Below are 15,287 nucleotides of genomic sequence, written 5' to 3'. Positions count from 1 at the left end.
ACACTTATAAAAAGGAATATCAAATGTTAGGTCGTCAAACTCAGACACCACCTAAGGACTCAGCACGCCTAAAATCTCTCTATTTTTTAACATGGCGCTGGCACTTTTACGCGGGCTTATTTGTTGTCCCGTTTATGCTGATGTTAAGTATAACCGGCTTAGTTATGCTATTTGATGATGAAATAGAATTAGCAAGGTATGAACCTATTTTAAAAGTAATACCAGAAGCGAATACAACCGCACCTTCAGAACAGCTTTTTAACGTTAAACGCGCACTTCCAACAGCAGAAATAACGCAGTTTTTGCCATCTCAAAGTGATGATATGGTCAATCGTTTCTCCATTCGTTTTCCTGATGGAGAAATGCGGTTAGTTACGGTGAATCCTTATAGCGGAGAAGTATTAGGCCAAATTGATCGAAGTGATAGTTGGTATCAGCTGGCAAATGAAATTCATGGCACGCTTCTTATGGGGGATTATGGTGATTATTTGATAGAAGTTGCTGCGAGTTTGAGCATTATTCTACTCGTAACAGGGATGTATTTATGGCTTCCTCTTGATAATGCACGCAGAGCTGGGTTCCTCAGATTCAGAGTTAGCAGTGGGCGTCGTACGTTTATACGTGACTTGCATAGCAATTTAGGAGGAGGTCTGTCTCTTGTATTGTTGTTTTTCATTCTTTCTGGGCTTGCTTGGGCGGGTATATGGGGTGGCAAATTTGTGCAAGCTTGGAGTAGTTTTCCTGCTCAAAAATGGGAAGATGTACCGTTATCAAGCCTAAGTCATAAAGATCTAAATCATGGTTCTGAGGAAGAAATGCCATGGAACTTAGAACAAACGCCAGTTCCAACTTCTCACGGTCATCATCAAATGGGAGAGAATGGGAGAGACGTTGTAGAAATAGTGAATCAAGTCAATTTAGATAGCATTGTTAAACAAGCCAAACTCTTAGGATTTCAGTATTATCGGGTTCATTTTCCTCGCTCTGAAACGGGTGTGTTTACTGTTTCTGCAAATACGATGAGCGGCGATATAACCAATCCGACTCATGATCGAACCGTTCATATCGATCAGTATTCAGGTCAGTTATTGGCCGATGTGACATGGAATGATTATAACTTGGTCGCTAAAGCAATGGCTGCAGGAATCGCTTTGCATCAAGGAGATGTTAGTGTGTATAACAAGGTGGCTAATACACTGATATGTATATCGTTCATTGTTCTCGCAATTACAGGCTTGTTTATGTGGTGGGTACGAAGACCTAGTGGACAGGGCAAACTCGGTGTTCCGCCGACCTTTTCTTCCGCAGGTGTATGGAAAACAGGGGTAATATCGATAGTTATTGTTTCAGTGCTTTTCCCTCTAGCTGGGGTTTCTATTATCCTAGCTTTGCTGGTGGACTGGCTGTTATTTAGTCGCTTCGGGCGGTTAAAACTGGTGTTTAGCTGATAAGGTGTAGTGATAAAACAGAAAGCCTCGGAAGAGGCTTTATTGCTCATATATTTCTAAAGGTAAGCCGTCAGGATCTTGAAAGAAGGTAAATTGCTTTCCTGTGAACTCATCGGTTCTAATTGCTTCAACTGATACACCATGTTTGCTCAGGTGTGCAGTGGTTACATTAATGTCTTCTACAGCAAAAGCGAGATGGCGTAAACCCTGAGCTTCAGGATAATTGGGGCGTAGTGGGGCATCTGGAAAGCTGAACAGTTCAATTTGGCTTCCGTCTACAAGGGCTAAGTCCAGTTTATAGGAATCCCGCTCTTGCCTATAATGCTCATGCAAAACCTTTAAGCCTAATACTTCAACATAAAAATGCTTAGAAGTGGGGTAATCGGAACAAATAATTGCGACGTGATGAAATTTATTAAACATGATTTGTAACTGCTTTATATCTGTGTGGTCAGTTTATCTGCTCTACACCTGCTGTCGTATGTTAAATTTGAGAACGGATACAAATAAGCCCGGCCTAAGCCGGGCTTTCTATTAAATAAAGTCGAGCAGTTGAGGAGAAAAACTCCCAATATTAGGGAAGACCTTATCGATATCAGTGGGTGCCACCCCCATCCATTGCGCTAAGGTTGCTCCAATTTGATCGACTGACGTAGTTGGTAGCAAACGGCCTGATGAGTAATCATCTGGGCCCCCATATTCAAGTGAAGGCCATACTCCTGTCGTTCCAGATCTGGCGAGCCCACCATTGATAATCAATTGGTTATTACCCCAACCATGATCAGTCCCTGTTGCATTAGGTACGATACGGCGTCCAAAATCAGACATTGTTACCGTTGTTACGTTGGGAGATACTCCTTCACCGTCTAACGCGTCATAAAATTTAGCTAGTGAAGCGCTAAGCTCGTTCAATAGTCGAGCATGGTCACCTTTCTGATTTGCGTGAGTATCAAAACCATTGAGGCTTACGTAAAAAATTTGACGATTTTGACCGGTGATTTCTCGATGTTGTATAAATTTAAATACGGCATTGAGTTGCTGTGATAAGGAACCAGAATGATTGGCAAGTAATGGATCGCCATGTGTTTTTAGAATGTTTCCTGTTGCTTCTCCTAAAGAAATACTATCCTTCATTACAGTACGAAAATAGTTATGGATATCAGATGAACCTTGTTGTTCAAGTGTATTTACGAAGCTCTCTTTCAACTGGTTGTTTGAAAACCTTAATGTTGACGTTTCATTGGCTGGTAATACATTAATATTGTTGATCCCTTGATACAGTTTAGTACGACCCGAAAAACTGTATAAAGGTGGTATATTGGAAGATCTTGTTGCTAAGTAAGTCATCAACCTAGCACCCCAACCACTGTATGTTTTGTGGTTAGTTGCATCCCCCGTTAGCCACTCTGCTGATTGTGAGTTATGTGAAAAGAGTTCATATGGAGCGAAATCAGTCTGTTCTTTTGACATTGGTTGCTTTAAAACACCACAGTTTAGTACAGCATTGACATAACCTTTGTCGAAAAGGGGCTTGAGTGCTGCCATAGATGGATGCAAGCCTAAGTTTAGGTTTACACCGTCTCTATCTGTTGCTTGAAGTTGTGTAGGTATTAGCTCATGGTGTTTAAGTGCAATGTGTTTGCGAGCGTTTGAATAAGCTTGATAATGTTCTTCATCGGTTGGAATGAGAGTGTTAAACCCATCGTTTCCTCCGCCAAGAAAAACACAAACCAATGCTTTGTAATCACCAGCTGTAGTTTCATTCGTCCAGCCGATGTGGGGAATTAAAGAGGTAGCGGCAATACTACGTAAAAAAGTTCTTCTACTAATACTCATAACTATTAATCCTGAATAAAGAACTCGTCTGAACTAACAACAAGCTCTAATATAAATCTAACCAACCAAATATTATTCTTAACGCCACCACCACGATTATTATTGTCTACATATTCAGTGATTTGTGTTAGTAGCGGCTCGGGCATATCACCACCAAAGAAAACAGTGTTAATTTGTTGAACAAAGAGTTCCGTATTATCTGTTGAACTTGCAAAATATCCATATTCTGGTTTCATGTTGTATGCGTATCCCATTGCAAAAGCTCGGAGATACACGTAGACATCAACATAATCAGGCCAAGATATGATCTCCATTTCTGGTGCGTACTTATTGCTTGGCTTGATTACGTGATCAGGAGAGTAAAAATTAAAAACAGATTTTGCGAGCAATGGTCCCTGATCAACGGTGTAATAAATATTGGTTGCTCCGCGTGCAATTCCCTTGTCAAATTGGACATTCATCGCACGTTGTAGATTCAAAATGGTGATTAGAGGCTCTTTGACTTTGATTGGAGCTGCCTCTGCATTTAATCCAAGTGCTTCTTCATCCAATAGAATAGCTTTAAAAACAGCACCTAAATCACCTCTTATGCCTTTTCCATTATCGATAAATACCTGAGCAACTCTTTCAATGTACTTTGGTGATGGGTTAGAAGTGACTAAACGCTTGATCATTTGTTCCGCAAAAAATGGTGGCGTATTAGGATGATTGAAGAGTATATCGAGGACTTGCGCTATATCCTCTTCGGCAGTTTGTCCCGCGGGTAGCGTGTGGCCAAGAATGTGTTTTTCGGAAGTGTCGTGAAGAGACTCATTTGCAACAATTTGTTGTAATAGCTCTGAGTCTCCGGAGGCAGTATTCCATCCACTAAAGGCTTTCGCTACATTACGGACGTCTTCTTGAACATATGTCTCAATTGGCTTACCTTGATCATCAAGAATAATAGATCCATCATTATTGATGAGATTTAAGCCAATAGTGAATAATTGCATGATTTCACGTGCGTAATTCTCATCAGGTTGAGCTCCGGTTCGCTCATTCTCTTTTTCACTACCGAGCAGAGTAAGGTAATAAGCCATTGCGGGATGCATTGACACATCTTCAAGTAGCTCCCGAAAGTTTCCAAATGCATGACTAGCTAACATATCATTATAATTCGCAAGTGATTCTACGCGGTTGTAGAGGCCACTTGATTGGGAAACGACAAATAGTTGGCTAAGGGCGAACGCAATTCTTTGGCGTAGCTGATCTTCGCCTTTCAATGCTATTTGATACCATGCATCCGCTCGATCTTCACGGCGTCCACCAAACTCCATGGTCATTTGCTGATGGGAAGAAGCAGGGATTTTCATTTGATGATCAATCCATTTCGAAAGATTAATTACTTTACGCGTGGAAAGATCTGAAACGGTTGGTCCAAATGTCGCTTGCAAAAGAAAACGATGATATTGCTTATCTGTTACTTGAGCTGAGTCTATAGATACCTCAGAAACTCCTGCTTGGCCTGTTTCATCGAAATAAGAAATAGTGACTTTATGTTTGCCTGGCGCAAAAAAGCGTAATGCGATCGAATCTAAAGAAATATCGGTTAAAATACCTTCGCTTGAATTAATCTCTGCATTTGTGATAGTGATTTTTTCTTTGCCTATATCTTCTGCTAATGCCGAAGAATTTATGACGATTTCTTGGCCGTAAGGAATAGCTTGTGGAAGGGAATACCGCTCAGTAATCAATGGTTGGATATTATTTGACTCTGGTGATTCAACTGGTGAGAAACTTGAACCATTAGTGGCTTCGCTGTTACAACCCATTATTAACCCAGAGGTTATAAGAAGTGTGATTGCACTACTTAACGTTGTTAATTTCATGCTTACTCCGATTTAATACTTTTAGATTATTTGTTCGTATTTCTGATTGCTTACAAGGCTCGGATTTAGCTTGTCTATCAGTGTTGATTAATGTGTTAATACATTAATTATGGGCTGCAATTTCACCATTTTATTAGGGTCGTAGGGGTGTTTGTTGTGAAAAGTGGAATCAATGTCATGCTAAATAATACTAACTAGAATGCCACTAAACTATAGTGCTAGTATGGAGATTGCTTATTCCAATGGATAATAATGTCTATATATAAAAGATGTATGGTATGGTCTTATTTTTGGGTCTTACTCTGTCTCAAGTTTAATACGTAAGTGGTGCATTTTTACTGATATGAATTAATTTCAAGTGATACTGTAAATATAAATTCATTAAAGGTTTGCGAAGACGTAATTAAGATTATTGAGGAGAAGGTTTTTGTGTGGCTAATAGAACAAAAAAATCGTTCTTAATGTGGTGAATTATTACCAATTTTATTTTATTAAAAGTTACTGATTAATATAGCGATAATAAGAAAAGGATTAGAATTTCATCTCATGTTGCGCAAAGTCGATAAAAGCTCTTAAGCGAGCTGGTATGTATTTACTTTGTGCGTATTGCATCGCTATTGCACCATGGTAATTGCTCTTTATTGTCCAGTCAGACAGTACCCTTTGAACATTCCCTTGCTTCAGTGCATCTCGTATGACAAAGTCATGGAAGATGCCTATCCCTAAACCCGCTTTGACGCCATTTAAGCGCATTTGTGAATGATTAACAGCATAATGGCCTGATACTGCTACAGAGTGGAAATCATCATCTTTAAAAAACGACCAAATATTGTCCCTGTCATTTTCTGCAAGGTATAAGCAGTCATGTTGGGTCAGTTCAGTGGGGTGTAATGGCTCTCCTTGTTTTTCCAAATATTGAGGGGAAGCGCAAAGAACGAGATTAGTTTGAGCGATTTCTTTCAACACTAGGTTTTCGTCTGGCTTATCCGTGAGTTTGAAGGCAACATCAATGCCATCACGAAGTATATCGATCTCACCATCTGCGACTCTCAGTTTTAGCTGAATTGCAGGGTATTTCTTTAAAAACGGAATAACAAAAGGCTGTAGAACGGAATTTAAAAAGGCTTCAGGAGCTGCAACAGTCACTGAACCTGATGCTTCATCATGATCGCGAGCAGAAAGCTCTACGGCTTGTTGTGCGGCATTGAGCATGACGACGGATTGCTCAAAAACCTTCTGCCCAGTTTGAGTAATGAGTAATTTACGCGTTGTCCGTTGAAAAAGCTTTACTTGAAGCGCCAGTTCTAAACGTGTTACGAGTTTACTTAACGCTGACGGTGTTACCCCCAGTTTTTTTGCAGCAGCGGTAAAACTGCCTTCGTTTACAATTTCGACGTAAGCAGCAAGGTCGGGCAACAGGGCCAATAGTTTTTGGTTGACCATAGTAAGAACTCAGTAACAAATTACTGGTAAGAATTATTCCTTAAAACGATACAAAAATCACGTTAGAAAAAAGCCCTGAATGACAGGGCTTTGTGAGGTTAAACTTTGAATTCCGCGACTAAGTCATCCAACTTCTGACATTGCTCTGAAAGACTGATACAAGCGTTGTCCGCGCTGTTTACCATCTCGACCATTTGATGGCTATTATCGGCAATTCGTTGAACATTCGCATTTACTTCGTTACTGACATGAGATTGTTGAGTTGCAGCAGTTGCGATCTCGGTGTTCATCTGATTCATTTGTCCTATCGATTGACGAATAACGCTAAGCGAATTAGTTGCGGTTTCTGCCATCGTTATCGTGCTATCACTGCTGTTTTTACTTGAAGCCATGACAGTAACAGCTTGTTGCGCTCCTGCTTGAAGCTTTTCGATCATGGCCTGAATCTCACCGGTACTTTCCTGTGTACGACTGGCTAGGGAGCGGACTTCGTCAGCAACGACAGCAAAACCTCTACCTTGTTCACCTGCGCGTGCTGCTTCAATGGCTGCATTTAGCGCGAGTAGGTTTGTTTGGTCAGCAATACCACGAATAACATCCAATATAGAGACAATATTATTGACATCACTATCGAGGTGATGAATTACGTTGCTCGCATTTTCAATATCTTTGGAAAGTGCTTGAATCGATGTAACGGTGTCTTGAAGTGTCTGGTTAGTTTGGTTGGCCTCAAGGCTTGCGTTATCACTCGCTGTAGCGGCTTCATTTGCATTTTGGCTCACTGTTTGGCTCGTGACTTCCATTTCGTTAACGGCGGTTGCTACAGCATCACTTTCTTGCTGTTGGTCACCACTAAATTCGGCGATGTGCTGGGTCAGTGATTTAATATTCTCCATTTCGGCACGTACGGCGTTTGATGAAATAATCACTTCTTCTACTGTAGTGTGGATTTTACTCACAAATTGATTGAAAGAAGACGCCAACGCACCAAGTTCATCCGACGTGTTCACTGGGATTCTTTTCGACAAGTCTCCTTCGCCTTGCGCAATATCAGCCATCATATGTTCAATTTCTTTAATCGGTTTGATTACGAATTGTCTTGCGATGAAAAGTGCAAATAGTGCAGCGATAACAATGATTGCCGACAGTAGGGAAGAAAATAGTGTGGTTGTTTCAATTGACTCAGAGACTTGAGTTCGAAGCCTATCTTGCTCTGTTTCGATCAACTTACTGATCGTTTTGAGTTGTTTTCGAATAATGATGAATTGAGCTTCAAAGTCATTCAGGTTGTTTTCATAGTACTCAAGAGCTTGGGTAGGGTCTGCAAACATAGGTTCGTAGAGGTTTATCCATTTAGATGTGGCTTCAACCAATTTGCTCAGTTCCGCAGCCCCTTCACTAGGCAAAATTCCTGCTTCGAAAAGTGTCGCGACTTTTTTCATTCGTGGTACGGCTTTGTATGCGTTGTCTTTAAACTCAAAAGTATGGTGCTCAATTTCTTGGTCGTTTTCTGCCTGAGCCACTCCGTTTGCGGCAACCATAACTTGATAAAGATCGCGATAGGCATCCTCTAAACTTCCAAATACGGGTTGGACCTGCTCATTAAGCTGAGAGTTTAACGCCTTCTGCTTTTGACCTTGAAAGACAACCATACCAGCGGAAATGATCGCCACGGTGAGTATGACCGACATAGGTATAGTAATTTTGTTTGAGATAGATAACTTCAACATAAAACTTCCTTGTGTGAATTCTGCTGGTTCTATAAGAATAACTTAAAAGAAATTTAACGATGTTAATGTGACCAAACCGTATATTAAACAGTTAGATAGAGAAAAATGTGTCATGTATGACACACGGTAAGATGAATTTGTGCCCATCATTCATGAATGTTTTTCCATTTGGCAGGATAATGAAAAGCCACAGCTTGATTTACACTCGAGTGAACGACAAATGGCTATTAAGAGCCAGAAAAGCAAGCCACACGCTTGCGCTCACAATAACTAGGAAGGAATTTGAAATGTCTTCTGCATTCTACCAACAGATCCAACAACAACTTGAAGAAGTAAAGGCTGAAGGTCTTTATAAATCAGAGCGTGTCATTACCTCTCAGCAACAAGCGGAAGTAAAAATCTCTACTGGCGAAGAAGTACTGAATTTCTGTGCCAACAACTACCTTGGTCTTGCAAACCATCCAGCACTTATTGAAGCGGGTAAAGAGGGTATGGATGTACATGGTTTTGGTATGGCATCAGTGCGCTTTATCTGTGGTACTCAAGACATCCATAAAGAACTAGAACAAAAACTATCTAAGTTCTTGGGTAAAGAAGATACTATCCTTTACACCTCTTGTTTCGATGCTAATGCGGGTCTGTTTGAAACCATTCTTGGCAAAGAAGACGCGATCATTTCTGATGCACTAAACCACGCCTCAATCATTGACGGTGTTCGTTTGTGTAAGGCGATGCGTTTCCGTTACTCAAACAACAACATGGAAGAGCTAGAACAGCAATTGATCGCGGCGAAAGAAGCCGGTGCTCGCAACATCCTGATTGTCACTGATGGTGTATTCTCAATGGACGGCGTGGTGGCTAACCTTCCTGCAATCTGTGACCTTGCAGATAAGTACGGCGCACTCACTATGGTTGATGATTCACACGCCGTTGGCTTCATGGGCAAAACAGGTGCTGGTACTCACGAATACCACGATGTTGTAGACCGTATCGACCTAATCACAGGTACGTTAGGTAAAGCGATGGGTGGTGCTTCAGGCGGTTACACTTCTGGCAAAGCGGAAGTGATCGATTGGTTACGCCAGCGTTCTCGTCCATACCTATTTTCTAACTCAGTGGCTCCTGTAATCGTCAATGCTTCAATCCGTGTTCTTGACCTGCTTGAAGAAAGCGGTGATCTGCGCGACCGTTTATGGGAAAACGCAGCGCATTTCCGTACACGTATGGAAGCGGCTGGCTTCACTATGGGCGGTGCTGACCACGCAATCATTCCAATTATGCTTGGTGACGCAAAAGTCGCTGCTGAGTTTGCTGAGCGCGCTCTTGAGAAAGGTATCTACGTCATCGGCTTCTCATTCCCTGTAGTACCAAAAGGTCAGGCACGTATTCGTACACAAATGTCAGCTGCACATTCTCGTGAACAGCTAGATCGCGCTATCGATGCGTTTATCGAAGTAGGGCGTGACATGGAGATCATCAAATAATGAAAATTAAAGCACTATCAAAACTAAAGCCTGAAGAAGGCATCTGGATGACTGAGGTTGAAAAGCCGGAAGTTGGTCACAACGACATTCTGATCAAAATTAAGAAAACTGCAATTTGCGGGACTGATGTCCACATCTACAACTGGGACGAATGGTCACAAAAAACAATTCCAGTGCCTATGGTTGTTGGTCATGAATACGTGGGTGAAGTGGTCGAAATTGGCCAAGAAGTTCGTGGCTTTGAAATCGGTGACCGTGTTTCAGGTGAGGGCCATATTACATGTGGTCATTGCCGAAACTGCCGCGGTGGTCGTACTCACTTATGTCGCAATACAGTGGGAGTTGGCGTAAACCGTGAGGGGGCATTCGCCGAGTATTTGGTGATCCCTGCATTCAATGCATTCAAGATACCGGAAGGCATTTCTGACGATTTAGCCTCTATCTTCGACCCGTTTGGTAATGCTGTACACACCGCACTTTCTTTTGATTTAGTCGGTGAAGATGTACTGATCACAGGTGCAGGCCCTATTGGTATCATGGCTGCGGCAGTCGCGAAACACGTTGGTGCTCGCCATGTAGTGATCACTGATGTGAACGAATACCGTTTAGAGCTTGCTCGTAAGATGGGCGTAACACGTGCCGTCAACGTGGCTGAAGAAAAATTAGAAGATGTAATGGCTGAATTAGGCATGACCGAAGGCTTTGACGTAGGTCTAGAGATGTCAGGTAACCCAGCTGCATTTAACTCAATGCTAACGACGATGAACCACGGTGGCCGTATTGCACTACTAGGTATTCCGCCATCTGACATGGGGATCGACTGGAACCAAGTTATTTTCAAAGGCTTGGTTATCAAAGGCATTTATGGGCGTGAAATGTTTGAAACTTGGTACAAGATGGCTTCATTAATTCAATCAGGCCTAGACCTAACTCCAATCATCACACACCACTTCAAGATTGATGATTTCCAACAAGGCTTTGATATCATGCGCAGCGGTATGTCAGGCAAAGTGATTCTAGATTGGGAATAACTTTCATAAATGAAATCTTCAAAAGGCCAAGCACAAGTGCTTGGCCTTTTTCTTTCTCCTGGGGCAGACGCGGAAACACCACTGAAAACAAAGTAAATTATTAATTTCAGTTAAACATCGCTATCAGTTCCATTTATAACCTGAAAACAAAGTTTGTATGTTGTCACTTTTGCGCTTGGTGTGTTTACCATAATTCTGAAATTCAGTTGGTCTATTGCAAGGAGATAATAATGAAGAAGACAACAGTTGCTTTTTTGGTTACGGCATTAACAAGCGGTATGGTGAGCGCTTCTGAGTGGGGATATAAAGGAGATCATGGTCCGGAGCATTGGGGGGAATTTGCAAGCGAGTGTGCAGTAGGCAAAAACCAAAGTCCAATTAATATTGAGAGTGGTGTTGAAGCCAAGCTAAGCAAGCTCCATGTTGATTACAAAGGCAATGTGGTTGGTCTAATGAATAACGGACACACACTACAAGCCGTTGTTGATGGAAAGAATACGTTTACTATTGACGGTAAAGAATTCAAATTAGCACAATTTCACTTTCATACGCCGTCAGAAAATTTAATTAAAGATAAACAGTACCCATTAGAAGCGCACTTTGTTAATGCGGATAAAGATGGAAACTTAGCGGTCTTAGCCGTCATGTTTGAAACGGGAAAAGTGAGTACAGAGCTCGCTAAGTTAACGGAGATCATGCCAAATAAAGATCAAACGGTGACATTGAAATCTTCTTTTGCGGTTAAAGATTTATTGCCAGAGACGGGAGAATATTACCGCTTCAATGGCTCTTTAACGACGCCACCTTGTAGTGAAGGCGTGCGTTGGTTTGTATTGAAAGATGCACAATCACTCACCAGTGAGCAACAGCAACAATTGGTGAATGTTATGGGGCAAAACAATCGTCCGGTCCAAGCGAAAAATGCACGAATTGTGCTTGTTAACGATTAAAGCCGACTAAGAAAAAGAGCCCACACGGTGGGCTCTATAAATTATGGAACAACAGTTCGAACCTCAGTGTTACCATCGCTTCTTGATACCTTTCTACGTCAGGCTCTTCCTTCCAGTTGTACTCTGGGCGAATTTCGTAATAGAGCCAATCACGCCAAATATTTTGTCGATAGCTGATGGCAATCCGCGTATTTTCCAAATAATGATAGGGACGATTTGTACCTGAGATACTTGCTTGGTAGTTGATGGCTTGTTTATCAGAAATATGCTGGAACAATGTTACACCACTGCCTAAGTTCCAGCCTTTGATATCGTCTTCGTACGTGGCCAAATTTGTCCAACGTAAGAGAAACGTTGGATTCAATGAATGGTCAATGTCTAATTGAGTCGATTCACCCGTCAGGCGCTTTTTTTGGTATATCTTCTGGGTAATCCGCGCTAGCGTGTCATCCGAAAAGGGATAAGTATAGCGATATCGGGCCTCGATACCGGGTCTGGCGGTCACTTTGATATTAAAGCTCTGCTTCGCTTCACTATACCAGTCATAACGTAGGCCTAACGTTTCTTCCGCATCTGAGCGTGTGGAAGGTAATAGCTCAGTAAGGTCATCTTTCTCATCGGATTCAAAAACAAGCTTGAGTCGTTTCGTTGCCTTAGGTAAATGCAGACGAAAACGAAGTTTAGTTTTAAACTGATACCCTTCATTTTCAATATATGAAAAATCGTTGTACCAACGGACGACAGTTCCTGCTCGACCATCTTCATCGGCCCGTTCATCAACAAAAAAATTATCAAACCAGAGGGCAGGTTGGCAAAACTTGGTATTAAGGTAATGAAAGGCTTTATCAAAGAGATGTGATTGGTCCTGTTGACTGTGGCATAGATCTGTTTCGTTTGGTTCGTTCGAAGCATTGTTAGCCCAAGTCGAGGTAGCGTACATACCAACAAATAAAATGGAGATGGATACAACAGAAGTGTGCATAGGGGAGACCACCATCCTTGGTGACAACTGAATCATATAAACAACGATAACTTAAATAACACAATAAGTTGTCGATAAACCTTTATTTTTGGGATGCGTCATTCTGTTGCTCATGGATTTTCGCGTATTGATGGAGCAACTCGGTTAGCTCTTTCGTCCAAGCAAACGCATCTTTTGGTGCTTTTTTGATGATGAATTCCACATGATTGCAATGTGTTTCAAGTGGGATTGTGTTTGCAAGATGGAAAGATACGGCATAAAAATGCCACAACAACAATCGCGTCATACGCAGTGTATTTTGCTGCGCATTTTCTGATCCGGAAAACAGAGCAGGGACTTCGCCCAGCGCAATAGCCGTCATGCGCAACATGGCATCAAATTGAGCCGCCTGATATCGCTCCTCATTGGCAACTTCCTCTTGCTCGAAGGTAAATAACTCAGACATCGACTCTTCAGGGAGCAAGCGATGAATTAATCGCATGCTCAGTGTTTCTAGTTCTTCAGGCGATGCTTGTTTTAACGAGGCGTATGTGTAATCGCGTTCCATTGGTGTATTTCTGTGACGGAAAGGGGAGGCATATTGTAGAGAAGTGCAGAAAAATTACCACTTCAACGATTAATTGGATGTTTGCAACCTTGGCTGTATCTAGATCCTAAGGTGAATAATTCAAGAGCTAACGTTAGATAAAAAATCACTAACACTTGATGATTGATAGATTTGATAATTAGCTGAATTAAATAAAAAATCCCCCCAGCAAGCTGAGGGGAAAGAATTGGTACTAAGTGTATTATATGGTTACTACTTGACGTTGTTAGGAATCAACTTGTAGTACGTTAGTTTGCGTTCTTGTAATTTAGCGTCCAAGGAAAAAAACCACAAACTAAATCAGGGATTTGCTTCAAGTTGTAGCTTTAACTGTGATCTTAATTCATAGTTTAAAGATGATTTTTTAGTAAAAAAGTGATCTGTTAATAGTCAATTTATGTGCATCTTAATTATGAGACTTGATTTTTTTGTTCAAACTATAACCGCTTGAACGTTTGCGTTAAAAAATGTGATGAATCTCTCTTTTTCTTCGTTATACTTTCCGCCCGGTTAAGAGTCTGACTCTGCCAATACAAGCCGTCACAGGGAATAGTGAATGACCCCACGGACCGGACCAGCTAAATTTCTCTGCTTGTATAAGGTGATCATAAGTGAATATTTTATTCGGATTAATCGGTGTTGCTACCTTGCTTTTGTGTGCGGTGCTGTTGTCGGAAAGTCGTCAATCCATCAATTGGAAAACAGTGTCTCGTGCATTACTACTCCAAGTGGGATTTGCCGCTATCGTGCTTTACTTCCCATGGGGACAAGCTGCTTTAACTAGCTTAAGTAGTGGCGTTTCTAGCTTATTGGGATTTGCTGATGAAGGTATCGGCTTTTTATTTGGCGATTTAGCTAATACTGGTTTTATCTTTGCCGTTCGTGTCCTGCCAATTATTATCTTCTTCAGTGCACTTATCTCCGCCCTTTATTACTTGGGCATCATGCAAAAAGTGATTGCGTTTATTGGCGGTGGAATCCAAAATTTCCTTGGTACAAGTAAAGCGGAATCTTTGGTTGCGACGGGTAATATCTTCCTTTCTCAAGGTGAGTCTCCACTTTTAGTTCGTCCTTTTCTCTCCCGAATGACTCGTTCTGAGCTGTTTGCTGTAATGGCAGGTGGCATGGCCTCTGTTGCTGGTAGTGTTCTTGGTGGATATGCGGGCTTAGGTGTTGAATTAAAATACCTGATCGCAGCAAGCTTTATGGCGGCACCCGGAAGCTTGATGATGGCAAAAATCATCGTACCAGAACGTGATACACCGATTGATCAATCAGATATTGAGATGGATAAAGCACAAGAAAGCAACGTTATTGATGCGTTAGCAAGCGGTGCGATGAACGGTATGAAAGTAGCCGTTGCTGTTGGTACGATGCTAATTGCATTTGTGAGTGTGATTGCCATGGTCAACACGGGCTTAGAAAGCTTAGGAGAGGTTGCTGGATTTAGTGGTATTACCTTACAAGCACTATTTGGCTACTTGTTCTCTCCATTAGCATGGGTCATCGGTGTTCCAACAAATGAAATGTTGATGGCTGGTTCATATATTGGCCAAAAAATCGTAATGAACGAATTTGTTGCTTTTATTGATTTTGTTGAGCACAAAGCCATGTTGTCAGAACACACGCAAGTTATTGTTACGTTTGCGTTGTGCGGTTTTGCAAATATTGGTTCAATTGCAATTCAGCTAGGATCAATTGGTGTGATTGCACCTGAGCGCCGTGCAGAAGTGGCAAACCTAGGGATAAAAGCGGTTTTAGCTGGTACGTTAGCGAACCTGATGAGTGCCTGCTTAGCGGGTATCTTTATTCTGCTTTAAGCCAAGTATCAAAAACTATTCAATACAAATGCCCGAAGCTATTCGGGCATTTTTGTATCAATCATTTTAATAGTGATGAGCTTTGGCGTTGGTTGAGGTTTATTCATAT

12 protein-coding genes are annotated in these 15,287 nt (G+C 41.6%); 5 read left to right on the top strand and 7 right to left on the bottom strand.

The features are described 5' to 3' along the window. Nucleotides 1-23 precede the first annotated feature (23 nt). Entirely contained in the window at nucleotides 24-1,448 is a 1,425-nt protein-coding gene (locus ACQEXU_RS03655; RefSeq protein ID WP_427009725.1) for a PepSY-associated TM helix domain-containing protein, read from the top strand. Nucleotides 1,449-1,487: 39 nt separating this feature from the next. On the opposite strand, the gene gloA2 is transcribed toward ACQEXU_RS03655, so the two are convergent. From gloA2 to ACQEXU_RS03630, 5 genes are all read right to left on the bottom strand, one after another. Continuing rightward, a complete protein-coding gene (gloA2, locus tag ACQEXU_RS03650) occupies nucleotides 1,488-1,871 on the bottom strand; it encodes an SMU1112c/YaeR family gloxylase I-like metalloprotein (protein WP_367989632.1) in 384 nt (127 codons plus the stop codon). A gap of 111 nt (nucleotides 1,872-1,982) precedes the next feature. Continuing rightward, nucleotides 1,983-3,284: a DUF1501 domain-containing protein gene (locus ACQEXU_RS03645; RefSeq protein WP_427009724.1), complete on the bottom strand. Its 1,302-nt coding sequence runs from the start codon at nucleotides 3,282-3,284 to the stop codon at nucleotides 1,983-1,985. Nucleotides 3,285-3,289: 5 nt separating this feature from the next. Next, complete coding sequence (locus tag ACQEXU_RS03640) at nucleotides 3,290-5,152, bottom strand: DUF1800 domain-containing protein (protein ID WP_427009723.1); 1,863 nt, start codon at nucleotides 5,150-5,152, stop codon at nucleotides 3,290-3,292. 531 nt (nucleotides 5,153-5,683) lie between these two features. After that, a complete protein-coding gene (locus ACQEXU_RS03635) occupies nucleotides 5,684-6,595 on the bottom strand; it encodes a LysR family transcriptional regulator (protein WP_427009722.1) in 912 nt (303 codons plus the stop codon). A gap of 98 nt (nucleotides 6,596-6,693) precedes the next feature. Next, a complete protein-coding gene (locus tag ACQEXU_RS03630) occupies nucleotides 6,694-8,325 on the bottom strand; it encodes a methyl-accepting chemotaxis protein (RefSeq protein ID WP_427009721.1) in 1,632 nt (543 codons plus the stop codon). 287 nt (nucleotides 8,326-8,612) lie between these two features. Here ACQEXU_RS03630 and ACQEXU_RS03625 point away from each other — a divergent pair, with 287 nt between their 5' ends. The 3 genes from ACQEXU_RS03625 (at nucleotide 8,613) to ACQEXU_RS03615 (ending at nucleotide 11,790) form a co-directional block, all read left to right on the top strand. Next, nucleotides 8,613-9,809 (top strand): glycine C-acetyltransferase, encoded by a 1,197-nt coding sequence (locus ACQEXU_RS03625; protein WP_427009720.1) that lies wholly within the window; start codon nucleotides 8,613-8,615, stop codon nucleotides 9,807-9,809. Next, nucleotides 9,809-10,840 carry an L-threonine 3-dehydrogenase gene (gene tdh, locus ACQEXU_RS03620; protein ID WP_367989638.1) on the top strand — a complete coding sequence of 344 codons (1,032 nt, stop codon included), beginning with the start codon at nucleotides 9,809-9,811 and terminating at the stop codon, nucleotides 10,838-10,840. The genes ACQEXU_RS03625 and tdh overlap by 1 nt, the downstream gene beginning before the upstream one ends. A 230-nt stretch (nucleotides 10,841-11,070) precedes the next feature. Beyond that, nucleotides 11,071-11,790, top strand: coding sequence for a carbonic anhydrase (locus tag ACQEXU_RS03615; protein ID WP_427009719.1), 720 nt, complete (start codon nucleotides 11,071-11,073; stop codon nucleotides 11,788-11,790). A gap of 34 nt (nucleotides 11,791-11,824) precedes the next feature. On the opposite strand, the gene ACQEXU_RS03610 is transcribed toward ACQEXU_RS03615, so the two are convergent. Both ACQEXU_RS03610 and ACQEXU_RS03605 read right to left on the bottom strand, forming a co-directional pair. Continuing rightward, nucleotides 11,825-12,730 (bottom strand): hypothetical protein, encoded by a 906-nt coding sequence (locus ACQEXU_RS03610; RefSeq protein ID WP_427009808.1) that lies wholly within the window; start codon nucleotides 12,728-12,730, stop codon nucleotides 11,825-11,827. A gap of 124 nt (nucleotides 12,731-12,854) precedes the next feature. Next, nucleotides 12,855-13,319 (bottom strand): exoribonuclease R, encoded by a 465-nt coding sequence (locus ACQEXU_RS03605; protein ID WP_427009718.1) that lies wholly within the window; start codon nucleotides 13,317-13,319, stop codon nucleotides 12,855-12,857. A gap of 650 nt (nucleotides 13,320-13,969) precedes the next feature. Here ACQEXU_RS03605 and ACQEXU_RS03600 point away from each other — a divergent pair. After that, nucleotides 13,970-15,178, top strand: coding sequence for a NupC/NupG family nucleoside CNT transporter (locus ACQEXU_RS03600; protein ID WP_427009717.1), 1,209 nt, complete (start codon nucleotides 13,970-13,972; stop codon nucleotides 15,176-15,178). Nucleotides 15,179-15,287 lie beyond the last annotated feature (109 nt).

It is taken from the genome of Vibrio sp. TRT 21S02 (genome assembly GCF_050113675.1).
Taxonomy (GTDB): Bacteria; Pseudomonadota; Gammaproteobacteria; order Enterobacterales; family Vibrionaceae; genus Vibrio.
This window is presented reverse-complemented; position numbering and strand designations above follow the sequence as displayed.

Bases quoted from the DNA above. Each gene is read 5' to 3' on its own strand.
- ACQEXU_RS03625 (WP_427009720.1), top strand. From the start codon at position 8,613: ATGTCTTCTGCATTCTACCAACAGATCCAACAACAACTTGAAGAAGTA.
- ACQEXU_RS03610 (WP_427009808.1), bottom strand. From the start codon at position 12,730: ATGTACGCTACCTCGACTTGGGCTAACAATGCTTCGAACGAACCAAAC.
- gloA2 (WP_367989632.1), bottom strand. From the start codon at position 1,871: ATGTTTAATAAATTTCATCACGTCGCAATTATTTGTTCCGATTACCCC.
- tdh (WP_367989638.1), top strand. From the start codon at position 9,809: ATGAAAATTAAAGCACTATCAAAACTAAAGCCTGAAGAAGGCATCTGG.
- ACQEXU_RS03605 (WP_427009718.1), bottom strand. From the start codon at position 13,319: ATGGAACGCGATTACACATACGCCTCGTTAAAACAAGCATCGCCTGAA.
- ACQEXU_RS03640 (WP_427009723.1), bottom strand. From the start codon at position 5,152: ATGAAATTAACAACGTTAAGTAGTGCAATCACACTTCTTATAACCTCT.
- ACQEXU_RS03655 (WP_427009725.1), top strand. From the start codon at position 24: ATGTTAGGTCGTCAAACTCAGACACCACCTAAGGACTCAGCACGCCTA.
- ACQEXU_RS03615 (WP_427009719.1), top strand. From the start codon at position 11,071: ATGAAGAAGACAACAGTTGCTTTTTTGGTTACGGCATTAACAAGCGGT.
- ACQEXU_RS03630 (WP_427009721.1), bottom strand. From the start codon at position 8,325: ATGTTGAAGTTATCTATCTCAAACAAAATTACTATACCTATGTCGGTC.
- ACQEXU_RS03645 (WP_427009724.1), bottom strand. From the start codon at position 3,284: ATGAGTATTAGTAGAAGAACTTTTTTACGTAGTATTGCCGCTACCTCT.
- ACQEXU_RS03635 (WP_427009722.1), bottom strand. From the start codon at position 6,595: ATGGTCAACCAAAAACTATTGGCCCTGTTGCCCGACCTTGCTGCTTAC.